This is a genomic window from Sphingomonas sp. R86521 (genome assembly GCF_042466235.1).
Taxonomy (GTDB): Bacteria; Pseudomonadota; Alphaproteobacteria; order Sphingomonadales; family Sphingomonadaceae; genus Sphingomonas.
Window position 1 is genome coordinate 2033655 of record NZ_JAXHBY010000001.1, and the last position, 22772, is coordinate 2056426.

The 22772-nt window shown below is 67.1% G+C and carries 22 protein-coding genes; 10 read left to right on the forward strand and 12 right to left on the reverse strand.

The window, feature by feature from the left end:
- Window positions 1-810 (forward strand): transglutaminase family protein, encoded by an 810-nt coding sequence (locus tag SJY20_RS09365; RefSeq protein WP_380786502.1) that lies wholly within the window; start codon window positions 1-3, stop codon window positions 808-810.
- Window positions 811-883: 73 nt separating this feature from the next.
- Window positions 884-1204 (forward strand): hypothetical protein, encoded by a 321-nt coding sequence (locus SJY20_RS09370; protein ID WP_380786503.1) that lies wholly within the window; start codon window positions 884-886, stop codon window positions 1202-1204.
- Window positions 1205-1315: 111 nt separating this feature from the next.
- On the opposite strand, the gene SJY20_RS09375 is transcribed toward SJY20_RS09370, so the two are convergent.
- Window positions 1316-2050, reverse strand: a complete 735-nt coding sequence (locus SJY20_RS09375) for an arylesterase (RefSeq protein ID WP_380786505.1) — start codon at window positions 2048-2050, stop codon at window positions 1316-1318.
- Here SJY20_RS09375 and SJY20_RS09380 point away from each other — a divergent pair.
- The 5 genes from SJY20_RS09380 to SJY20_RS09400 all read left to right on the forward strand — a co-directional run bounded on the left by SJY20_RS09380 (window position 2049) and on the right by SJY20_RS09400 (window position 7780).
- Window positions 2049-2744: an ABC transporter ATP-binding protein gene (locus SJY20_RS09380; protein ID WP_380786506.1), complete on the forward strand. Its 696-nt coding sequence runs from the start codon at window positions 2049-2051 to the stop codon at window positions 2742-2744. The two genes, SJY20_RS09375 and SJY20_RS09380, sit on opposite strands and share 2 nt — an antisense overlap.
- On the forward strand, window positions 2741-5239 hold the full coding sequence (locus SJY20_RS09385) for an ABC transporter permease (protein ID WP_380786507.1): 2499 nt from the start codon (window positions 2741-2743) through the stop codon (window positions 5237-5239). Before SJY20_RS09380 ends, SJY20_RS09385 begins: the two co-directional genes overlap by 4 nt.
- A gap of 80 nt (window positions 5240-5319) precedes the next feature.
- The gene (locus tag SJY20_RS09390; protein ID WP_380786508.1) at window positions 5320-6528 is read left to right on the forward strand and encodes a YihY/virulence factor BrkB family protein; all 1209 of its coding nucleotides are present in this window, start codon (window positions 5320-5322) and stop codon (window positions 6526-6528) included.
- Window positions 6521-6898, forward strand: a complete 378-nt coding sequence (locus SJY20_RS09395) for a ribonuclease HI family protein (protein WP_380786510.1) — start codon at window positions 6521-6523, stop codon at window positions 6896-6898. The genes SJY20_RS09390 and SJY20_RS09395 overlap by 8 nt, the downstream gene beginning before the upstream one ends.
- 177 nt (window positions 6899-7075) lie before the next feature.
- Window positions 7076-7780 carry a Crp/Fnr family transcriptional regulator gene (locus SJY20_RS09400; protein ID WP_380786511.1) on the forward strand — a complete coding sequence of 235 codons (705 nt, stop codon included), beginning with the start codon at window positions 7076-7078 and terminating at the stop codon, window positions 7778-7780.
- Here the strand turns inward: SJY20_RS09400 and SJY20_RS09405 are convergent.
- The 9 genes from SJY20_RS09405 to SJY20_RS09445 all read right to left on the reverse strand — a co-directional run bounded on the left by SJY20_RS09405 (window position 7777) and on the right by SJY20_RS09445 (window position 16793).
- Window positions 7777-8526 (reverse strand): 3'(2'),5'-bisphosphate nucleotidase CysQ, encoded by a 750-nt coding sequence (locus SJY20_RS09405; protein WP_380786512.1) that lies wholly within the window; start codon window positions 8524-8526, stop codon window positions 7777-7779. The two genes, SJY20_RS09400 and SJY20_RS09405, sit on opposite strands and share 4 nt — an antisense overlap.
- Window positions 8508-10478, reverse strand: a complete 1971-nt coding sequence (cysN, locus tag SJY20_RS09410; RefSeq protein ID WP_380786514.1) for a sulfate adenylyltransferase subunit CysN — start codon at window positions 10476-10478, stop codon at window positions 8508-8510. Before cysN ends, SJY20_RS09405 begins: the two co-directional genes overlap by 19 nt.
- Complete coding sequence (gene cysD / locus SJY20_RS09415) at window positions 10478-11386, reverse strand: sulfate adenylyltransferase subunit CysD (protein ID WP_380788624.1); 909 nt, start codon at window positions 11384-11386, stop codon at window positions 10478-10480. The genes cysN and cysD overlap by 1 nt, the downstream gene beginning before the upstream one ends.
- A 55-nt stretch (window positions 11387-11441) precedes the next feature.
- Window positions 11442-11660 (reverse strand): hypothetical protein, encoded by a 219-nt coding sequence (locus SJY20_RS09420; protein ID WP_380786516.1) that lies wholly within the window; start codon window positions 11658-11660, stop codon window positions 11442-11444.
- A gap of 65 nt (window positions 11661-11725) precedes the next feature.
- A complete protein-coding gene (locus SJY20_RS09425) occupies window positions 11726-12976 on the reverse strand; it encodes an N-succinylarginine dihydrolase (RefSeq protein ID WP_380786518.1) in 1251 nt (416 codons plus the stop codon).
- A gap of 127 nt (window positions 12977-13103) precedes the next feature.
- Window positions 13104-14120 (reverse strand): arginine N-succinyltransferase, encoded by a 1017-nt coding sequence (locus SJY20_RS09430; RefSeq protein WP_380786520.1) that lies wholly within the window; start codon window positions 14118-14120, stop codon window positions 13104-13106.
- Window positions 14117-15316: a hydrolase gene (locus SJY20_RS09435; protein ID WP_380786522.1), complete on the reverse strand. Its 1200-nt coding sequence runs from the start codon at window positions 15314-15316 to the stop codon at window positions 14117-14119. Before SJY20_RS09435 ends, SJY20_RS09430 begins: the two co-directional genes overlap by 4 nt.
- A gap of 38 nt (window positions 15317-15354) precedes the next feature.
- Complete coding sequence (locus tag SJY20_RS09440) at window positions 15355-16269, reverse strand: YdiY family protein (RefSeq protein WP_380786523.1); 915 nt, start codon at window positions 16267-16269, stop codon at window positions 15355-15357.
- A 38-nt stretch (window positions 16270-16307) separates the two neighbouring features.
- Window positions 16308-16793: an RNA pyrophosphohydrolase gene (locus SJY20_RS09445; RefSeq protein WP_380786524.1), complete on the reverse strand. Its 486-nt coding sequence runs from the start codon at window positions 16791-16793 to the stop codon at window positions 16308-16310.
- Window positions 16794-16831: 38 nt separating this feature from the next.
- Between SJY20_RS09445 and SJY20_RS09450 the strand changes: the two genes are divergently transcribed.
- The 3 genes from SJY20_RS09450 to SJY20_RS09460 all read left to right on the forward strand — a co-directional run bounded on the left by SJY20_RS09450 (window position 16832) and on the right by SJY20_RS09460 (window position 20458).
- Window positions 16832-17761, forward strand: coding sequence for a histone deacetylase (locus SJY20_RS09450; RefSeq protein WP_380786526.1), 930 nt, complete (start codon window positions 16832-16834; stop codon window positions 17759-17761).
- 8 nt (window positions 17762-17769) lie between these two features.
- Complete coding sequence (locus SJY20_RS09455; RefSeq protein WP_380786527.1) at window positions 17770-19125, forward strand: cryptochrome/photolyase family protein; 1356 nt, start codon at window positions 17770-17772, stop codon at window positions 19123-19125.
- Between the two features lie 94 nt (window positions 19126-19219).
- A complete protein-coding gene (locus tag SJY20_RS09460) occupies window positions 19220-20458 on the forward strand; it encodes a class I SAM-dependent methyltransferase (protein WP_380786529.1) in 1239 nt (412 codons plus the stop codon).
- A 76-nt stretch (window positions 20459-20534) separates the two neighbouring features.
- Here the strand turns inward: SJY20_RS09460 and SJY20_RS09465 are convergent, their stop codons facing one another.
- Both SJY20_RS09465 and purF read right to left on the reverse strand, forming a co-directional pair.
- The gene (locus tag SJY20_RS09465; protein WP_380786530.1) at window positions 20535-21239 is read right to left on the reverse strand and encodes an SDR family NAD(P)-dependent oxidoreductase; all 705 of its coding nucleotides are present in this window, start codon (window positions 21237-21239) and stop codon (window positions 20535-20537) included.
- A gap of 12 nt (window positions 21240-21251) precedes the next feature.
- Window positions 21252-22709, reverse strand: coding sequence for an amidophosphoribosyltransferase (gene purF / locus SJY20_RS09470; protein WP_380786531.1), 1458 nt, complete (start codon window positions 22707-22709; stop codon window positions 21252-21254).
- Between the last annotated feature and the right edge of the window lie 63 nt (window positions 22710-22772).

A 22772-nucleotide genomic window follows, 5' to 3' on the forward strand; every position in this document is an offset into this window, starting at 1 on the left:
ATGCTGATCCGTACCGGGTACGATATTCGCTACGAGACCGAGGTCGCGACGCCGATGATGGCGATGCTGAGCCTGCATCCATCGCGCAACAAGGATCTGGTCACCTCGCACCGGATCGTCGCCACCCCCGATGTTCCGATGTACGATTATCTCGACGGCTTCGGCAACGTCTGCACCCGCGCGACGGTGCCCGCGGGCGGCCTGACGCTGTCGTGCGACTTCACGGTTCATGACGACGGGCTGCCGGATGCGGTGGTGCCCGATGCGATCCAGCACGCGGTCGAGGACCTGCCCGACGACGTGCTGATGTTCCTGCTCGGCAGCCGCTATTGCGAGACCGATCGGCTGTCGGAGACCGCGTGGTCGCTGTTCGGGCATATGCCCGCGGGGTGGGCGCGGGTGCAGGCGATCGTCGACTTCGCGCACCACCATGTCCGGTTCGGCTATCAGTTCGCGCGCCCGACCAAGACCGCATGGGACGCCTATCAGGAACAGCAGGGGGTGTGCCGCGACTTTGCGCATCTGGCGATCACGCTGTGCCGGTGCATGAACATCCCGGCTCGCTATTGCACCGGGTATCTCGGCGATATCGGCATTCCGGCGTCGGATGCGCCGATGGACTTCTCGGCATGGTTCGACGTCTATTTGGGCGGCGCCTGGCACGTGTTCGATGCGCGCCATAATATGCCTCGAATCGGACGCGTGCTGATGGCGCGGGGTCGCGATGCTACCGACACCGCGCTGACCACGACGTTCGGGCCAGCGCGGCTGGTCGGGTTCGACGTGCATACCGACGAGGTCCGCGACTGACGCGGATTTGACTTGTGAGGGGAGGGCGGTTCGTGCGAACGGCGACGCGACTTAAATTGCTGCGATGCACAACATGACGACGACACCCGACGCGCCTGCCAACACGAACACGTTGTTGTTGCAGGCGATCGCGCTGCGCAAATGCGTGGGCGTGACCTACAACAAGACGCGGATGATCCTGGCGCCGCATATCCTGTACACCCGCCACGACGACGTGTTCGTCGACGCGGTTGCGCTGGAGCGCGATGGCCAGCCGCCCAAGGAGTTCAAGATCGGCACGTTCAAGATTGCCGGCCTGAACGACGTCGAGGTTACCGATCGGTCGTTCCAGCCGGACAAGATCTTCAACGCGAACGACATCAAATATGATGGCGTGACGCTGTTCGTGGTCTGACGGAGGCTGGCCCAACCCCGTCATACTGACGTACTACTTCCGTCATCCTGACGAAAGTCAGGACCCAGAGTTACGGACGCTGTGCTGCTTGGCTCTGGGTCCTGACTTTCGTCAGGATGACGGAGGGGTGGGTAGGGCGCTCGTCACCATCGGCGTGATGCGATCGGCGATCTTCGCGACGCCCTTCGGATTGGGGTGGACCCGGTCGGCCTGCATCAGCCCGGCGTTGCCGATCACCCCGTCGAGGATGAACGGATACAACGTCGCTTGATACTTGGCCGCAAGATCGGTCCAAATGTCATTGAACTGCTTCGTATAATCTACGCCCAGGTTGGGCGGCGCCATCATCCCCGTCAGCATCACCGGGATATTCCGGCGGCGCAGTTCCTCCAGCATCGCGGTCATGTTCGCGCGCGTCTCAGCGGGCGCGATCTGGCGCAGCACGTCGTTCCCGCCCAGCCCGATCAGGACCAGGTCCGGCTTGCGCGGCAGATTGTCGAGCGCGAAGACGAACCGCTGCCGCCCCGCCGCGCTGGTATCGCCCGACACTCCCGCGTTGACGATCGTCGCATTGACGCCGCCCTGCCGCAGTCGCGCCTGGATCGCGTCGGGCAGGCTCTGCCCCCGATCGAGCCCGTAGCCTGCGTACAGGCTGTCGCCGAATGCCAGGATCAGCCGCGACGGTCCCTTCGGCGCGGCAACCGGCGTAACGATCGGGCCGGTCACTGCGGTCGGGACCGGCGCGGGAATTTCCACGGTCCGATCGCACCCGGCCAACAGTGCCGCTTGGACAAGTAGGGCTGCCGCCGCATAGAGGCGCTTTCGCTGCAAGATGATGATCTCCATGACCGAACCTGCACCCGATATGGTCATCGCCGCGCGCGATGTCACGCTGACCCTGGGCACCGGCACCGCCGCGACCGCGATCCTGAAGGGTATCGACCTGGAGGTCGGGCGCGGGACCAGCGTGGCGCTGCTGGGCCCGTCGGGGTCGGGCAAGTCGTCGTTGATGGCGATCCTGTCCGGACTGGAGCGTGCCAGCGGAGGGCAGGTGTCGGTGACCGGTCTCGATTTCGGTGCGCTCGACGAGGATGCGCTGGCGATCGCGCGGCGCGGGCGGATCGGGATCGTGCTGCAGGCCTTTCACCTGTTGCCGACGATGACCGCGCTGGAGAATGTCGCGGTGCCGATGGAACTGGCCGGGATCGCCCATGCGTTCGCGCGGGCCGAGGCGGAACTCGCTGCAGTCGGGCTGGCGCATCGCATCCACCATTATCCGACGCAATTGTCGGGCGGCGAACAACAGCGCGTAGCGATCGCCCGCGCGCTCGGACCGCGTCCGGCACTGGTCTTCGCCGACGAACCGACCGGCAACCTCGATGCTGCGACCGGCGCGGCGGTGATGGATCTGTTGTTCGAGCGTCGCGCGGCAGCCGGGGCGACGCTGGTGATCATCACCCATGATCCGGTGCTGGCGGCACGGTGCGACCGGGTCGTCGAGCTTGGCGATGGCCGGATCGTCGCGGACCGCGCCGCATGAACGACTGGCGGCTGGCGTGGCGACTCGCGCGGCGTGAACTCAACCTGCGGTTCCGGGGACTGCGGCTGCTTCTGGCGTGCCTGTTCCTCGGCGTCGGCGCGCTCGCTGCGATCGGCAGCCTGACGCGCGCGATCGACGACGAACTGGCGCGACGCGGCAGCGCGATCCTGGGCGGCGACGTCGAATTCGCCGCGTCGCAACGCACCGCGACACCGACCGAGCACGCGGCGATGGCGCGGTTCGGCACAGTGTCGGATACCGTGCGGATGCAGTCGATGGCGGTCCGCGGCACGACCAGCGTCCCGATCGAGCTGAAGGGCGTCGATGCCGCCTATCCGTTGTACGGCACGCTCGCAGTGCGTGGCGGTGGGTCGGCAGCCGTTCGTGATCCGCGCACGGTATGGATCGTGCCGGCACTGGCACAGCGGCTCGGCGTCGCGCCCGGTGCGACCGTCCGCCTGGGCTCCGCGGATTTTACGGTAGGCGGCATCGTCACGGATGAGCCCGACCGGCTGGGGGAGGGCTTCACGTTGGGCCCGGTCGCGATCGTATCGCTGGCCGGGATCGCACGGACCGGACTGATCCAGCCGGGCAGCCTGTACGAAAGCAAATACCGAATCCGCATGCCCTCAGCGGCCTCGCCCCAGACCGCAGCGGACCGGATGAAGGCGGCATTTCCGGCGGCCGGGTGGGAGGCCAAGACCCGCGATCGCGCCGCGCCCGGTGCCGAACGCTTCATCGACCGGATGGGCCAGTTCCTGCTGCTGGTCGGACTGTCGGCGCTGGTGATCGCGGGCATCGGCGTCGGCAACGGGGTGTCGTCGTACCTCGCCGCGCGTCGCAGCAGCATCGCCGCGCTGAAGGTGCTGGGCGCGACGTCGGGCATGATCGCGCGGATCTATGTGCTGCAGGTCGCGGTGGTGTCGGCGATCGGCATCGCCGCCGGACTGGTCGCGGGTGCGCTGGCGGTGCCGTTGCTGGTCACGCTGGCCGGCGACGTGCTGCCGGTCGCGCCGAGCTTCGCGGTCCAGCCGGTGCCGCTCGCGCTCGCCGCCGCCTATGGCATGCTGATCGCGCTCGCCTTCACCGCGCCGCCGCTGATCGAAGCCGGCAGCATCCCGGCCGCCGGGCTGTTGCGCGGGACGTTCGGGCAGCGCCCGGTGCCGCTGCGGCGGACGCTGCCCTGGGTGCTGGGCGCAGGCGCGGCGATCGTCGCGCTGGCGCTGGGTACCGCCGAACAGCCCTGGTTGAGCGCAGGGTTCCTCGCCGCCGTGACGGGCGTGCTGCTGGTACTGGCGGGGTTCGGCTGGGCGGTACGTCGCGGTGCAGCCCTCCTGCCGCGACCACGAAGGCCGTTGCTGCGGCTTGCCGTCGCGGCGCTGTACCGTCCGGGCGCACGGACCGGGACACTGGTCGTGGCCCTGGGGCTGGGTCTCACGCTGTTCGTGCTGCTCGCCGCGATCCGCACCAGTATCGACGCCAATATCGCGCGCACCGTGCCGCAGCGCGCGCCGGCGCTGTTCGCGCTCGATGTTCCGCCCGACCGAGAAGCCGAGTTCCGCCGCACGATCGAGGGTGTCGCGATCCATCCGGTGATCCGCACCGTGCCGGCGATGCGCGGCACGATCACCGGCTATGGCACCACGCGGGTCGCAGACCTGAAGACGCTGCCCGAGGGGGCGTGGGCGCTGCGCGGCGAGCGCGGCCTGACCTATTCCGCGACGTTGCCCGAGGGTAGCGAACTGACCGCCGGCCGGTGGTGGCCGCGCAACTATGCCGGCCCGCCGCTAGTGTCGATCGACTCGAAGCTGGGCGAGATACTGCACCTCAAGATCGGCGACCCGATCAGCTACAGCTTGCTCGGCGTCGAGCGCAGCGCACGGATCGCGTCGTTCCGGCGGATCAGCTGGGATACGCTGGGGTTCAATTACGTCATGGTGTTCTCGCCCAACGCGATTCGTGACGCGCCGCATAATCTGGCTGCGACGATCGACCTCGCGCCGGGGCAGGAGGGCCTGGTGATGCGGGCGCTCCTGCCGCGCTTCCCGTCGGTGTCGGTCATCGAGGTGCGCGGCGTCATCGGCCAGATCCGCGACATCGTGACGCAGATGGCGACCGCGATCACCGCCGCCGCCTCGGTCGCGATCCTCGCCGGCATCGCGGTGCTGATCGGCGCGATCGCTGCGGCGCGGGAGGCGCGCACCTATGACGGCGTGATCCTGCGGACGCTGGGCGCGACGCGGTTGCAGGTGCTGGGCGTCCAGGCGCTCGAATATGCATTCCTCAGCGTGGTGCTGTCGGCGCTGGCGCTGCTGCTTGGGCTCGGCGGGGCGTGGTACGTCGTCACCCAGCTGTTCAGCTTTCAGTGGCTGCCCGACTACGGCGTGGTGCTTGCGACCCTGGTCGGCGGCGCGGTGATGACGATGGCGATCGGACTGATCGGCGCGTGGCCGATCCTCGGCGCGCGACCCGCCAGCGCGCTGCGGCAACTTTGACCGCGGCACGGACATAAGCGCCGCACGCAGCGTTGGCTGGCAGGCCCGGCGCTTGGACGCGGGATGACAGGGAAAACGATGTGACGACGACTGCCAACGATCCCGCCGAAAATCGTGCGGCTGACAGCCCGCTGAAGATGTCCGGCGGCACATGGTGGCAGGTGCTGAAGCGCGCCTGGGCCGAGTCGAACGACGACAATATCGGCCTGATCGCCGCCGGGATCGCGTTCTACGGCTTCACCACGATCGTCCCGGTGCTCGCGTCGATCGTGCTGATCTACGGCCTCGTCGCGGACACCAGCACGGTGGTGTCCAACATCCGCGCGCTGTTCGGCGTGCTGCCCGACGACGCCGCGCGGTTGATCGGCGATCAGTTGGCGACCGTGGTCGGCACGTCCGAAGGCAAGAAGGGTTTTGGCCTGATCATCGCGCTCGGAATCGCGCTGTACGGCGGGACCAAGGGTGCCTCGTCGGCGATCACCGGGCTCAACATCGCCTATGAGCAACGCGAGACGCGCGGCTTCGTCGCGTTGAACCTGCTCGCGTTCGGCGTGACGATCGGCGCAGTGGTCCTGGCGCTCGCGGCCGCGCTGTCCACCGCCGCGTTCGCGCTGATCGACAGTCTGATCCCCGGCGCGCCGGAGATCGTGCTGACGGGCGTCCGACTGGCCAGCTACGCGGTGTTGGCCCTGTTCGCGATGACGGCGGCGGCCTGCCTCTACCGGTTCGGGCCGAATCGCGAAAAGGCGAAATGGGTGTGGCTGACGCCGGGATCGGTCGCGGCGACGTTGGTCTGGCTGGCGGCGACGTTGGGGTTCGGCTTCTACGTGTCCCGGTTCGGGAATTACGGCGCGACCTATGGATCGCTGAGCGCCGTGATCGTGCTGCTGACCTGGCTGTGGCTGTCGGCGTACGTCTTTCTGCTCGGCGCCGAACTCAACGCCGAGCTCGAACGCCAGACGTCCAGCGATACGACCACCGGCCCGGCGCGGCCGATGGGCGAACGCGGCGCGGTCGTCGCCGACACGGTGGCGAGCGCTGCTATCGCAGAGGATCCTGCACCGGTTCCGAAGCAGCCGGGCCTCGTGCTCACCAGCGCCCAGGTCAGCGCAGCGACCCGACTGATCGGTCCGCGCATCGGCGTCCCGGCCACCCTGCTGGCAGCAGGCGGGCTGGGCGCGTTACGGCGGGGATCGCCGCGCAACGGTCTGCTGCTGCTCGCGGCCGGCGCGATCCTGGCCTGGACCACGCGTCCGGCACGCCCGAAAAGCCCCAAACGAAATGCCTAGCCCGAAAATCTTCTTCGACGGCGGATGCCGGCCCAATCCAGGGCGGATGGAAACCGCGGTCGTCGTGCGCGGTGTCGCCTATATCGAGGACGATCTGGGCCACGGCACCAACAGCGACGCCGAATGGCTGGCGGCGATACACGCGCTGAAGGTCGCGCTGTTACTGGGCGAGCGCGACGTCCGGCTACTGGGCGATTCCGCGCTGATCGTTGGTCAGGTGAACGGCACGCGCAAATGCCGGACACCCGAACTTGCCGCCTATCGTGCGCAATTCCTGGCACTTGCCGGCCAACTGTCCAGCGTGCGCATCCGGCAGATCGGTCGAGCGCAGAACCTCGCCGGCATAGCACTCGACCGCCGTCGTCGCTAACCGGCCGCGCCGCGGACACGCCGCCGCACGCCATGGGTTAGACGGCGCGACAAAGCATGCTAACGTAACGATATCGACGGCTATGCCTCGGGCGCTGTCGGCTGGTGGATACGTGCGCTCCCGCCCTAATACAGCGGGAGAATTGAGTTGGATGACTCGACCAGTCCGCTTGCGCTCATGGTGCGCAAGCTTGAGATTCATACGCCATTACAGCCCTCCGATCGTGCCGCGCTGCTGGCGCTGCCGCATACGATCAGGACGTACGACCCGTCCGCCTATCTGGTGCGCGAGGGCGAGGCACCCGAGCATTGCGCGGTGCTGCTGTCCGGGTTCGCCTATCGCCAGAAGCTGACCGGATCGGGGATGCGGCAGATCGTGTCGATGCACGTACCGGGGGACGCGCTGGACTTCCAGCATCTGTTTCTCGCCGTCGCCGATCATAACGTTCAGACGCTCACGCGCGCCGATGTCGCGACGATCCCGCGCCCAGCATTACGCGAGCTCGCACGATCGCACGCGGCGATCGGCAACGCGATCTTCGTCGCCACGCTGATCGAGGGATCGATCGCGCGCGAATGGGTGCTGAATATCGGCCGGCGCGACGCGCGGTCGCGGCTCGCGCACCTGTTATGCGAGTTCGCGGTCCGGCTCGACGTGCTCGGGCTGTCCGGCGACCACGGCTATGAGCTGCCGATGAGCCAGGAGCAGCTCGCCGACGCGCTGGGGCTGACCGCGGTGCATGTGAACCGCACGATCAAGTCGCTTGAAACGGATGGGTTGATCACCCGTAATCGGCGGCGGATCAGCTTCCCGCGCTGGGACGCGCTACGCGACCTCGCCGACTTCTCGACCCGCTACCTTCATCTGGAGCACGCGAACTAACGCGCCCGTGCGATCGCCGCGAGCACCGTCGCGGCGAGTTCGGGGCGGCAGATCAGCAGGTCGGGCAGCAGCGGGTCGGCGCAGTTGTAAACCAGCGGCGACCCGTCGATCCGCGATGCATGAAGACCCGACGCCAGCGCGACGGCGGCGGGCGCGCAATTGTCCCACTCATATTGGCCGCCGTCGTGCAGGTAGATTTCGGCCCGGCCATCGACCACCGCCATCGCCTTCGCCCCGGCCGATCCCATCGCGATCATCGGCGTGCCCATCGCCAGCGCCACGGTCCGGGCGATCTCCGGCGCGCGCGATCGGCTGACGACCATGCGCGGCGGGGTCTGTGCGGCGGGAAGTGGGAGGTGTACGTCGTCGGTGGTATGCACCGCGCCCCGCGCCGGCACCGCGACCGACCCGACCCGTGGCCGTCCGTCGATCGCTAGGCCGATATGCACCGCCCAGTCATCGAGCCCTTCGGCATATTCGCGCGTACCGTCGAGCGGGTCGACGATCCACACCCGGCTGGCGGCACAACGTGCCTGGTCGTCGAGCGCTTCCTCCGACAGCACGAAGTCGTCGGGACGCGCCTCGCGCAACCGCGCGATGATCAGCGTGTTCGCCTCGCGGTCGCCGATATTGCCCAGCTCCTTGCCGGACGCCCCGCCACGTGCGCGGATATCCTGCAGCAACGCCCCGGCTTCGAGCGCGATCAATCGTGCGAGTTCGGCGTCGGTCAAAGGTCGTGGCTCCATACACCCATGATATGCTCGACGATCCGCTCGGCCGCCGCTTCGGGGCTTTCACGGCGGGTATCGACACGGATATCGGCGTTCTGCGGGGGCTCATAAGGGCTGGAAATGCCGGTGAAGTTCGCGATCTCGCCGGCCCGCGCCTTGGCGTACAGGCCCTTCACGTCGCGTGCCTCGGCGAGTTCCAGCGGCGTGTCGATGAAGATCTCGACGAAATTGTACGCGCCGACCAGTTCGCGAACCATCTGCCGCTCGGCACGAAACGGGCTGATGAACGCGGTCAGGACGATCAAACCCGCATCGGTCATGAGTTTGGCGACCTCGGCGACGCGGCGGATGTTCTCGACACGATCGGTATCGGTGAACCCAAGGTCCTTGTTGAGGCCGTGGCGGATGTTGTCGCCATCGAGCAGGAAGCTGTGGCGGCCGAGCGCATGCAGCTTCTTCTCGACGAGGTTGGCGATCGTCGACTTGCCCGAGCCGGACAGCCCGGTGAACCACAGGACCTTCGGCGTCTGCCCCTTCTGCGCGGCGTGCGCGTCGCGGGTGATGTCGATCGACTGCCAGTGGACGTTCTGCGCGCGGCGCAGCGAGAAGTGCAGCATCCCCGCCGCGACGGTCGCGTTGGTCGCGCGGTCGATCAGCACAAAACCGCCGAGATCGGACCCTTCGGCATAGGGTTCGAACACGATCGCGCGGTCGGTATAGACCTCCGCCACGCCGATATCGTTCAGCTGCAGGGTCTTGGCGGACAGTTCGGCCTGCGTGTTGACGTCGACGACGTGGCGCGGCGGCTGGATGGTGGCGCCGACGACCTGCGTACCGAGCTTCAGCGCATACCCACGACCGGGCGTCAGCGCGGTGTCCGACATCCAGACGATGGTCGCGAGGAACTGATCGGCGACCTGCGGCGGCGCGTCGGCCGCCGCGATGACGTCGCCGCGCGAGCAATCGACTTCGTCGGCCAGCACCAGCGTCACGGACTCGCCCGCCACCGCTTCGGGACGGTCGCCGCCCATCGCGACGATCCGGGCAACCGTGGTCGTCTTGCCCGACGGTACGATCCGTACCGCGTCGCCCGGCCGGACCACGCCGCTCGCGATCATCCCGGCGAAGCCGCGGAAGTCGAGGTCGGGGCGGTTGACCCATTGCACGGGCAGTCGGAACGGCTTCGCCTGCCGCGCATCGGCATCGATCGCGACGGTCTCGAGATGCGCGAGCAGCGGCGACCCGGCGTACCAGGGCATCGTCGCGGCATGCTCGGCGACGTTTTCGCCGGTCAGCCCCGACAACGGGATCGCGGTGAAACGCTCGATGCCGATCGACGTCGCGAAGGTGCTATAATCTGCGACGATCGCGTCGAAGGTCGCCTGGTCGTGGCCGACCAGGTCCATCTTGTTCACCGCCAGCACGATCTTGCGAATGCCGACGAGGTGCGCGAGATAGCTGTGCCGGCGGGTCTGCGTCAGCACGCCCTTGCGCGCGTCGATCAGGATGACCGCGAGGTCGGCGGTCGAGGCGCCTGTGACCATGTTGCGGGTGTATTGCTCGTGCCCGGGGGTGTCGGCGACGATGAACTTGCGCTTCTCGGTCGAGAAGAACCGATAGGCGACGTCGATCGTAATGCCCTGTTCGCGCTCGGCGGCAAGGCCGTCGACGAGAAGTGCGAAGTCGATGTTCTGGCCTTGGGTGCCGACGCGCTTCGAATCCGCTTCCAGCGCGGCCAGCTGGTCCTCGAAGATCGTCTTCGAATCATACAGCAACCGGCCGATCAGCGTCGACTTGCCGTCGTCGACCGACCCGCAAGTGATGAACCGCAGCATCGATTTGTGCGCATGCGTGTCGAGATAGGCGTCGATATCGGACGCGATGAGGGTTTCGGGGGTGTAACCCCGGCCTTCGCCTGTTGCCTGAGAAAGGGTGGGCGGCCGGTTCGCAATATCGTTGGACGCCATTAGAAATACCCCTCGCGCTTCTTTTTCTCCATGCTTGCGGTCTGGTCATGGTCGATCGCACGGCCCTGGCGTTCGCTGGTGGTGGTGAGCAGCATTTCCTGGATCACCTCGGACAGGGTCGCTGCTTCGCTCTCCACCGCGCCGGTCAGCGGATAGCAGCCCAGCGTGCGGAACCGGATCGATCGCTGGACCGGTACTTCGCCTGGCGCGAGCCGGAAGCGCTCGTCGTCGACCATCAGCAGCATCCCGTCGCGCTCGACGGTCGGGCGCGGCGCGGCGAAATACAGCGGCACGATCTCGATTCCCTCGGCGAGGATGTACTGCCAGATGTCGAGCTCGGTCCAGTTCGACAACGGGAACACGCGGATGCTCTCGCCCTTCGCAATGCGGGTATTGTAGAGCCGCCAAAGTTCCGGACGCTGCGCCTTGGGATCCCAGCCGTGGCTGGCCGAGCGGAACGAGAAAATGCGTTCCTTGGCGCGGCTCTTTTCCTCGTCGCGCCGCGCGCCGCCGAACGCTGCGTCGTAGCCGCCCGCGGTCAGCGCCTGCTTCAGCCCTTCGGTCTTCCACATGTCGGTGTGGCGGCTGCCGTGGTCGAACGGGTTGATGCCCTGTTCACGCGCTTCCGGGTTGGTGTGGACGATCAGCTCCATCCCCGCCTCGGCCGCGGCGCGGTCGCGCAGATCGTACATCGCGCGGAATTTCCAGGTCGTGTCGACGTGCAGCAGCGGGAAGGGCGGACGCGCGGGGAAGAACGCCTTCTTCGCCAGATGCAGCATCACCGCGGAATCCTTGCCGACCGAATACAGCATCACCGGGCGTTCAGCCTCGGCAACGACTTCGCGCAGGATGTGAATGCTCTCGGCTTCGAGGCGCTGGAGGTGAGTCAGAGTCATTGCTGACCGCAGATAAGCACCATTCCGGCGCACGCGACCAATTAATCCTGTTGGCCGCAAAAGCCAGCTAGTCGGGATGGCGCCGGTCGAGCGAATCCAAGATCATGCCGCCTGCCATGAATACGGCGATCGGGCAGCAGGCGAACAGCATCCAGCCGCCATAGCCAGGGTATTGCTGGAGGTAGTGAACACCGCGTTCCGCCGCCCCGAGGCCGAGGCCGTAGATCACGAGAAACGCCTCGAACTTGGTCTTGATGATGAACAGGCGTTTGACACGGTGCCACATGCCGTCGGCTATGCAACACGCGTGCCAGTGGCGGAAACGCGTGCTTTGCAAGCTCCCCCGAATGGTTAACTGTCAATTAACCCGACAAGATCGAGCGTTTCCAGCAGCATCTCGCGCGCGCGCTCGATCCGCGCGATAAGGTCGGCCTCGCCGATCGCGTCCGGCGCGATATGCTCTGGCCAATAGGCGGTGACGACCTCGGCGATACTGTCGAGCTTGGCGTGGTCCACCAGGAACCGCCGGTCGACCGTTGCCGGATCGCAGACGACGCGCAGACGCAGGCAGGCCGGGCCGCCGCCATTGGCCATCGATTCGCGAACGTCGACGATCTTCAACTGGCGGATCGGACCATTGCCGGCGACATGGTCCTGCAGCCAGGCCCATACCGCCGGGTTGTCGCGCGCTTCCTCGGGCAGGACCAGCGTCGGGCCGTCCGCGGTCGTCACCAGCTGCGCGTTGAACAAATAGGACGAGACGGCGTCCGCGAGGCTCACGCGATCCGCCGGTACCTCGACGATCTCGACCTCGGGCATCGCGCGAGTCAGCTCCGCGTAGAAACGGTCCTTGTCTGCAAAGGCCTGCTCGTGCGCGAACAGCACGCGCTCGTTGGCGACCGCGACGACATCGTTGTGGAACGCGCCTGCGGCGATCGCTGCCTCGGACTGCGCCACGAACAGCGTGCGCGTCGGGTCGAGGCGATGCGCGCGCGCGACGGCTTCGCTCGCCTCGCGGTGCTGGCGCGCCGGGAAGGGGCCGCCGGGGACGCCGTAGACGAAGATCTCGACGCCGGCCGCGTCATGCGCGGCGCAAAGCCGCATATGGTTCGCCGCACCTTCGTCGCCGAACGGCGCCGGCACGGGGCCGTGGATTCGGAAGGCGGGGTCGGCGAACGCGACGATGAGCTGCTGCAGTGTCTCGCGCGATTCATGGCTGCGATGCGGCATCGTCATCAGGTTGGCGACGGTGAGGTGGCATATTCCGTCTGCGGTATCGGCTGCCGGGCTGACCGTGGCTGCGTTCGCGGCCCACATCGCCGAGGCGGACATCGCCTGCGCGCGCAGATGATCTGGCGCGGTGGCGTAGTCTGTCGCCAGTGATCCCAACCACAGCCGGTTCGGTCGTCGGTGTGGGAGCAGAATCCCCTGGACCAGACCCAGATCCAGGTTCGCGCGCATCTTCGCGATGCCCTGCAACGCGGCGGCACGCGGGTATGCGACTGCGCCGGCGTTGCGCGTTGCGGCGAGGTTGCCGGGACTGAGCCCGGCGTAGTTGTGGCTTGGGCCGATCAGCCCGTCGAAGTTGATTTCAGCCGTCATGGAAACCCCGCGAATCAAACCGTCGTCATCCTGACGAACGTCAGGACCCAGGGTAACGGGTGGCAGCGCCTGTTACCCTGGATCCCGGGTCGAGCCCGGGATGACGATGGGGGGTGCGTAACCAGCATTACAACCGTGCCACGTGCAGCACCTTATCGCCGGGGCCGACCCCGAGCACGTTCGCGCAGGCTTCGCTCAATCCGATGCCGTCCTCCGTTGTGCGGACATCCCCGAACGCACAGCGGAAATCGCCGAGCGTGCCGCACGCTACCAGCGATGCCACGCCGCCATCGCTCGTGATCGTGGCCACCCGCGCTTCTCGTGCGTCCGCGATGGCGCGGACGGTGTCGGTGCGCGCGGTCATCGTCGGGCCGCCGTCGAAGATGTCGATGTAATTGTCGAACGAGAATCCCTCGTTCTCCAGCATGCGCATCGCTGCGCGGCCCGAGGGATGCGGCAGGCCGATCGCGGCGCGCGCGGTTTCGGACAGCATCGCTGTGTAGATCGGATGCTTGGGCATCAGGTCGGCGATGAACTGGTGGCCGTTGACCGCGTTGAACTGGTCCGCGTCCTGGAAATTCATCCCGAAGAAGCGTCCTGCCAGACCGTCCCAGAACGGCGATCCGCCGGCTTCGTCGATGATCCCGCGCAGTTCGGCCAGCACCCGGTCGGCGAAGCGCGCGCGATGCGCCTTGATGAACAGATAGCGGCTGCGCGCGAGCAGCAGGCCCAGGCCCCCGGCGCGTTCGCCGGGATGCAGGAACAGGCCACCGACTTCGCTGGCGCCCTCCAGATCGGTCGCCAGCGTCAGCATGTCGGCGCGGAACGTGCGGTTCAGCTCCTTGCTGTGCTGCGTCAGCGTGCCGATCCGGTAGCTGTAGAACGGCCAACTCTGCCCGACCTGCGTGAAGATCTGGCAGGTGCCGCGAACCTCTCCGGTCTGCGTGTTCTCCAGCATGAGGACGAACAGCTCGTCCCGGACCCCCTGGTCGGTGCGCGCGAAGGCCGCGTGGCTGCGCTCGAGCTTCGCGGTAAGCGCCCGACGATCGGGCGGCAGGTTGGTGAACCCGCCCCCGGTCAGCTTCGCCATTTCGTAGAGATGCTGCAGGTCGTCGTCGACCGCGGCGCGGATGCGGAAACTCACAGGCGTCCCTCGGCGATGCGCAGGATGGTGACCGCGGACAACGCGGCGCGCTCGGCCAGGCTGTCGGGTATGAGAAATTCGTCGACCGAATGGATCGCGCCACCGCGGACGCCCATCGTATCGACCACCGGCACGCCGGCGGCGGCGATGTTGTTGCCGTCGCAGACACCGCCGGTCGCCTTCCACGCGATGTCGAGCCCCAGGTCGCCGCCCGAAGCCTTGACGAGACCGAACAACCGCGCGGCGCCGGCGTCGATCGGTTTCGGCGGACGGTTGAAGCCGCCATGCACGCTGACCGTGACGTCATGGTCTGCGGCGACCGTCGCGGTGACCGAATCGACGTGCGAGCGGGCGCGGGCGATATCGTCCAGCGTCGCAGGGCGGAAATTGACGCGGAGCACCGCGAGATCGGGGACGACGTTGTTCGGTCCACCACCCTCGATCCGCGCCGGGTTCACGGCGAGCTCAGGTCCGGCGGCCTTGGCGAGGCGCACTGCGATATCGGCCGCGGCGACGACCGCGTTGCGGCCGTCCTCCGGGTTGCGCCCAGCATGCGCGCTGCGCCCCCGGACGACGATCGAGAAGTTTCCCGTGCCGCCGCGTGCCCCGGCCAGCGTCCCGTCGGCAAGCGCGGGTTCGTAAGTCAGTGCCGCGACCTTGCCACGCGCGGCGGCAGCAAGCAGCGCGGCGGACGAGAACGAGCCGGTCTCCTCATCGGAATTGATCACGACGTCGTAACCGAGCTCGGATCCGCTCGCCTCGACCGCACGCAGCGCCGCTAGCATCACCGCCAGCCCGCCCTTCATGTCGGCGACGCCCGGACCGTTGAGCGTACCGTCCTCACATGTCCGCAGCGTCTGGAACGGATGATCGACCGGATACACCGTGTCCATGTGACCCGTAAGCAGCATGCGTACCGGGGCATCCGGCCGGACCGTAACGCGGAGGTGATGACCATGATCGAGCGCCAGAACCGATCCGTCCGCTCCAACGCTTTCGGCAGGGTCGGGGGGAACCAACGTCACATCACCGGGGAGTACCGCGAACTCATCCGCGAGCATCGCCGCCATGGTCTTCAGTCCGTCGAGGTTCCGCGTGCCGCTGTTGATACTGGCCCAGGCCTCGACCTGCGCCAGCATCGGCGCTGCGCCAGCATGCGCCACGGCGTCCCGCTCGGTAGTTGAAAGTCCCGTCATCCGATCAACCTAGCGGCGCTCGGCACGCTAGGCCACCGTCAGAAGCTATAGACCAATGCAGCACGGCTGGTGGTGTCGGTCGACACCGACCCGACCGGCGGGGTGCTTTCATACTGGAAATTGTAGGACACGGAGGCCGAAAGGGGGCCGATCAACTTCGCCGTCAACGCGGTGGTGCCGCTGACCGTGCTGTTGTCGCGCTGGACATAGGCGGAGGCGAGCTGGCTGACGGTCAGGCCTTTGGTCAGGCGCCAGCTGAAGTCGACCGTCCCGCGCGCGGCGATGCTGCTCTGCACGACCGCGTCGGTGAATTCGGTGTAGCGATACGCCGGTCCGAGCTCGAGATCGAGCTTGGTCCGCGGCGTCTTCAGCACGCTGTAGCCGGCACCGACCGAGGTCGAATAGCGGTTGTCGTAGCCGAGGAACCGGTCGCTCTCATACTGCGCCGCACCGTAGATATAGGCGCGATCGTCGATCTTGAAATTGGGTTCGTACGAGGCGAGGTAGTGCTCACGCACGGTGATGTCGTTGTTGGCCTGGAAGTCGGCCTGGGCGTGGAATTTCTGCCGCCAGCGCAGGCCCTCGCGGGTCAGGTCGATCACCGCGCTGCCGCCCGCGGTGTCGGAGTTGCCAGTCGTCAGATACCCGCCGACCTCGGCCTTGCCGCGCCACAGATCGAGGAAGTTCGCCTGGCGGATCACCGCGGTTCGCTGCGCGGCGCGATCCGCCTTCCACTTCTCCGCGATCGCGAGGACCGCGTCGCCGCTCAGCGGATCGGCCGCGCGGGCGTATTTCACGATGGTCGAGACATCGGCCTCGTTACCGGACTCGAGCGCAGCATCGAGCATCGCGCGGATGTTCTCGGGGATCATGACGGAGCCGGGATCCGCCGCATTGCCCATCAGCAGCGGCGCCACCAGCAGCGGGGCGAGGATAAGCAACAGTCGGCGCACGCCTTGCCCTAGCGAGCGCCGACTGGCTTGGGAACCATTCAGCGGCCGGTCGTTGCGCCGAGGTGTGGCGCGAAGGCGTCGAGTACCTTTTCGTACAGCGTCTTCTTGAACGGCACGATCGTAGCCGGCAGCATTTCGGGCTCCATCCAGCGCCAGCTGCGGAACTCGGGATGGGCGGTGGCGATGTCGATATCCGTATCGGTGCCGAGGAAGCGATACAGGAACCAGCGCTGGCGTTGCCCGCGCCATTTGCCCTTCCACGCCTTACCGATCAGTTCAGGCGGCAGATCATAGGTGAATTCGCCCGGCGCCTCGGCGATCAGTTCGACATGCTCGGGCGCGACGCCGGTTTCCTCGCCGAGTTCGCGCAACGCCGCGGCTTGCGCGTCCTCGCCGGGATCGATCCCGCCCTGCGGCATCTGCCAAGCCTCGATCGTGGTATCCAGGCGCTGGCCGACGAACACCTTGCCCTCGGCATTGATCAGCATCACGCCCGCACAGGGCCGATAGGGTAGGTCGATCACATCTGTCTCCGGGCGCTTCGAATGCCTAACTAGGGTCGATGATCCGCGTCGTCCATCACCCCGCCTATGTCACCCCGGCACCGGCAAAATCCACCTATCGCTGGAACAAGAACGGACTGATCCGCGACCTGTTACTGGCACAGGGTGCAACCGTCGAATGGCATCTGCCCGATACCACCCCGCGCCAGTGGCTGGAGGCGGTGCACGACGAGGACTATGTCGCCGAGGTCCTGGAGGCCCGCGTCCCGCGCGAGAAGGAGCGGCGGATCGGCTTTCCGGTGACGCCGGCGGTGGCGCAAAGGGCGGCGATCGTCCCGAACGGAACCTGGGTCGCGGCGTGCCTGGCGCTGGAGCACGGTTTCGCGGCGAATACGGCAGGGGGCAGCCACCACGCGCTCGCCAATACCGGCGCGGGATATTGCGTGTTCAACGACCTTGCGGTGGCGGCGGTGCGACTGGTCGAGGAGCGGCGGGTCGAGCGCGTCCTGGTGGTCGACTGCGACGTTCATCAGGGCGACGGCACCGCGGCGTTGCTCGCCGGCCGACCGGGGCTTGCGACCTATTCGATCCATGCCGCAAAGAACTTTCCGGTGCGGAAGGCTTGTTCGACGCTCGACGTCCCGCTGCCCGATGGGGTGGACGACGACGGCTATCTCGCTGCACTCGAATCGACGCTGGCGCCGATGCTCGACGAGGTCCGGCCCGACCTGATCCTGTACCAGGCGGGGGTGGATCCGTTCGTGGACGATCGGCTGGGGCGGCTTTCGCTGACCCTGGGCGGACTGGAGCGCCGAGAGCGGCTGGTGGCGGGGCTGGCGACAGCGCGCGGCATCCCGCTCGCGAGTACGGTAGGCGGCGGATACGGCGACGATGCGCTGGCGATTGCCGAGCGGCACGTCGCCGCGATCCTGACCCTCGGCGATGCGTTCGGAGGTGGCGCCGGAACGCAGCGCGGGCTCGGCGCGTAGAGCCGGGCATGACAACGCTCCTCTGGCTGCGCCAGGACCTTCGCCTTCACGACCAGCCCGCACTGATCGCCGCCGCCGCGGCCGGCGCCGTGGTGCCCGTCTATATCCTCGACGACGATGCGCCAGGTGCGTGGGCGATCGGCGGTGCGCAGCGGTGGTGGTTGCATCACACGCTCGACGCTTTGTCGAAGGCGCTGGAGGCAAAGCACTCGAAGCTGATCCTGCGGCGCGGCGATGCGGTCGAAATCCTGACCAAGCTGATGGAAGAGACCGGTGCGGACCGGATCCATGCGATCCGCCATTACGAACCCTGGTGGCGCAAGGCGGAAGCGGCGCTCGGCGAGCGGCTGTGCCTGCATGACGGCAACCATCTTGCCCGGCCAGAGCACGTTCGCACCGGTGCGGGCACGCCGTTCAAGGTCTATTCCGGGTTCTGGCGCGCGCTGTCGCAGATGATGCCGCCTGCGAAACCCGAGCCGGCGCCCCGGAAGATCGAGGCTCCAGACCGCTGGCCGCACAGCTACACGCTTTCGAGTTGGGACCTGTTGCCGAGCAAGCCCGACTGGTCGACCGGTTTCGGCGAGGACTGGACACCCGGCGAGGCGGCGGCGCTGAAGCGCATCGACGACTTCGCCGACAAGGTCGATGAGTACGAGGCCACGCGCAACCTGCCGGGCGAGGAGGGCACATCGCGCCTGTCGCCGCACCTCCACTTCGGCGAAGTCAGCCCGCGCGCGGTGTGGCACGGCGTCGACGGCCATCACGATGCGGAGAAGTTCCGGAAGGAGCTTGCGTGGCGCGACTTCACAGACGGCGTCGTGATGGCGATGCCCGACTATGCCGACGCCAACGGCCGTCCGAAATTCGACACGCTGCCGTGGCGGACTGGCAAGGCGGCCGATGCGGACCTGGCCGCGTGGCAGCAGGGCAAGACCGGCTATCCGATCGTCGACGCCGGGATGCGCCAGCTCTGGACCACCGGCTGGATGCACAACCGGGTGCGGATGATCACCGCCAGCTTCCTGATCAAGCATCTGCTGATCGACTGGCGGCGCGGCGAGCGATGGTTCTGGGACTGCCTGCTGTGTGCGGATTACGGCAACAATTCGGTCAACTGGCAGTGGACCGCAGGGACCGGGATCGATTCGAACATGTTCTCTCGGATCATGGCGCCGCTGACGCAGTCGGAGAAGTTCGATGCTGGGGACTATATCCGGCGCTGGGTGCCGGAGTTGAAGGGCGTGTCCGACGCCGCGATCCACGATCCGGACGAGGCGGGATGTCGGCCGAAGGCGTATCCTGCGAAGATCATCGGGCACCGCGAGGCGCGGGAGCGGGCGCTGGCGGCGGGGCGGCAGATCTGACGCCTCGTTCGTCAGGATGACGAAGGCGGGAGGATGACAAGGACGAGGAGTATCGGCTTTCCTCCGTCCGCGCCGTGTTGCATGGAGCGCCGCGATGAATGCGGGGCTTGCCATAACGACGTTGCCGGAGGGCAATCGCATTGCGCGTGCGGTCGCGCCGATCTTTCACAAGCTGCTCGACCGTATCGACGCGGGGCTCGAGGTCGGCGGGATCGAGGCGCGGTTGCCCGACGGCACGCGGCGGCTGCTCGGCGGTCGGGCTGCGGGGCCAGTGCCGGTCGTCGTCCTCCATCGCTGGCGTGCGCTCGTCCGGTTGGCGATGGCGGGGTCGGTCGGCTGGTACGAGGGCTGGGCGGCCGGCGACTGGTCGAGCCCCGACCCGGTGCCGCTGTTCGACCTGTTCATGCGCAACCGCGTGCCGCTGGGCGATGCGGCGCGGTCGGGGGGGATCGCCAAGCTTGCGGCGCGCGCATGGCATCGCCTGCGCCGCAACGATCGCGGCGGCGCCCGCCGCAACATCGCCGCGCATTACGACCTCGGCAACGACTTCTACGAAGCTTGGCTCGACCCGACCCTGACCTATTCGAGCGCGATCTTCGCCGATCCGGCGGAGCCGTTCGAGAGCGCGCAGCAGACCAAGCTGCGCGCGATCCTTGACCGAACGCGGGTGCAGGCTGGCGATACGATTCTGGAGATCGGCTGCGGCTGGGGCTCGTTCGCCGAGATCGCCGCGCGGGCAGGGGTGCACGTCCACGCGCTGACGCTGTCGGCCGAGCAGAAGCGCTATGTCGACGACCGGATGGCGGCGGCGGGGCTGGACGTGACCGTGGCGCTGACCGATTATCGCGACGCTGAAGGGCAATTCGACGCGGTCGCCAGCATCGAGATGGTCGAGGCGGTCGGCGAGGAATATTGGCCGGCCTATCTCGACACCATCGCCCGCGTTTTGAAACCCGGCGGGCGCGCGGCGATCCAGTATATCGCGATCGATGATGCGGTGTTCGATGCCTACGCGACCAGCGTCGATTTCATCCAGCGTTATGTGTTTCCTGGTGGGCTGCTGCTGTCCGAGCGCAAGTTTCGCGCGCTGGCGGAAGCGCGCGGGCTGGCTTGGGAGGCGCCTCACGCGTTCGGACTCGATTATGCCGAGACGCTGCGGCGCTGGCGGGTGGCGTTCGATGCGGCGGTTGCCGAGGGACGTTTGCCTGAGCGGCTGGATGCGAAGTTCGTCGCGTTGTGGCGCTATTATTTGATGTACTGCGAGGGTGGGTTTCGCGGCGGCGGTATCGATGTCGCGCAGGTGACTTTGGTAAAGCGCGCTCCGTCATCCTGACGAAAGTCAGGACCCGGAGCCACGAACGACAGCGCGCGTAACCCTGGATGCCGGGACGAGCCCGGCATGACTAGAGTCAGCCGACCCGCTCGAAATATCCGTTTTCGAACCCGTCGATCGCCAACTGCACGATCCGATCCGCCACCACCGTGGGTTCCTTGACCGACTGCGGATCCTCGCCGGGATAGGCGCGCGCGCGCATCTTGGTCCGCGTCGCGCCGGGGTCCAGGATCGCGGTGCGGATGCCGCTGATCTCGGCCATTTCGTCGCCATACGCGCCAAGCAGCGTCTCGAACGCCGCCTTCGAGGCGCCGTACATGCCCCAATAGGCACGGGGCTTGCGCGCGACGCTGGACGTCACGCCGATCACCCGCGCCGATTTCGCCTTCTTCAGCATCGGATCGAACGCCGCGATCAGCGCGGCCTGCGCGCTGACGTTGAGCGTCAGGATCTGCGCCAGTTCCTTGGCGTCGATCGACGGCACCGACGACAGCGAGCCGAGCATCGCCGCGTTGAGGACGAGGACGTCGAGCGCATCCCAGCGGCCCCCGATCGCGGTGGCGAGGCGGGCGATCGCATCGGTTTCCGCTAGGTCGAGCGGCGCGATAGTCGCGGAGCCGCCAGCGGCGTGGATCGCTTCTTCGACTTCCTCGAGCCCGCCGACGGTGCGCGCGGTGAGGACGACATGCGCGCCCTGCGCGGCGAGTGCGATCGCGGTGGCGGCGCCGATGCCGCGGCTGGCGCCGGTGACCAGCGCGAGTTTGTCAGCGAGGGGCTTCATCCGTGCGCTCCGTCAGACCACGCGTTCGGCGAGCATCGCGAACTGGTCGACTTCGGCGCCCTCGTCGTAATCGGTCAGCGTCGTCGGATAATCGCCGGTGAAGCAGGCATCGCAGTATTTCGGGCGGATATCGGCGCGCTTCGCCTCGCCCAGCGCCTTGTACAGCCCGTCGATCGAAATGAACGCCAGGCTGTCGGCATGGATAAAGCCGGTCATGCCGCCGAGATCGAGCTTCGCCGCCAGCAGCTTGGCGCGTTCGGGGGTGTCGACGCCGTAGAAGCACGAATGCCGCGTCGGCGGGCTGGCGATGCGCATGTGCACCTCCGCGGCGCCGGCTTCGCGCATCATCTGGACGATTTTCAGCGACGTGGTGCCCCGAACGATCGAATCATCGACCAGGATGACGCGCTTGCCCTTGATCAGCGCGCGGTTGGCGTTGTGCTTGAGCTTGACGCCGAGATGCCGGACCTTGTCGCCGGGCGAGATGAAGGTGCGGCCGACGTAATGCGAGCGGATGATGCCGAGCTCGAACGGAATGCCCGATTGCTGGGCGTAACCGATCGCTGCGGGCGTGCCCGAGTCGGGAACCGGGATGACGAGGTCGGCGTCGACCGGCGATTCGATCGCGAGCTGCGCGCCGATCGCTTTCCGAACCGAATAGACCGAGTGATCGCCGACGATCGAATCAGGGCGCGAGAAATAGACCCATTCGAAGATGCACGGGCGCGCCGCCATCGGCGCGAACGGGCGGATCGATCGGACTTCGGAGCCCTGGACGATCACCAGTTCGCCGGGTTCGACCGCGCGAACAAAGGTCGCGCCGACCACGTCGAGCGCCACCGTTTCGGACGCGAAGATGATCGCGTCGCCGAGCTTGCCCATCACCAGCGGCCGGATGCCAAGCGGATCGCGGCAGGCGATCATGCCCTCGGGCGTCATCACGATCAGCGAATAGGCGCCCTCGACCTGCTTCAGCGCATCGATGAAGCGATCGAGCAGCGTGCGGTAGTTCGAGGTGGCGACCAGATGGATGATCGTCTCGGTGTCGCTGGTCGACTGGAAGATCGATCCGCGGCGGACGAGCTCCTTGCGGAGCCGCATCGCGTTCGAGATGTTGCCGTTGTGCGCGACTGCGAAGCCGCCCGTCGACAGCTCGGCGTAGAGCGGCTGGACGTTGCGCAACGCGGTGTCCCCGCTGGTCGAATAGCGGACATGGCCGCAGGCGATCGTTCCCGGCAGCGCGCGGATGACGTCGTCGCGGTCGAAATTGCCCGCGACATGGCCCATCGCGCGGTGGGTATGGAAATGCTTGCCATCGAACGTGGTGATGCCGGCGGCTTCCTGCCCGCGGTGCTGCAGGGCATGGAGCCCCAGCGCTACCAGGGCGGCAGCGCCGTCGGTCGCGGAAACGCCGAAAATTCCGCACTCCTCGCGGAGCTTGTCGTCATCGTACGGGTTTGTCGTCAGCATGGCGGGGTCTCACGTCCAGCGGAGGCCGCCATATAGGAACGGTTGTGCGACTTGTCGCCTGTT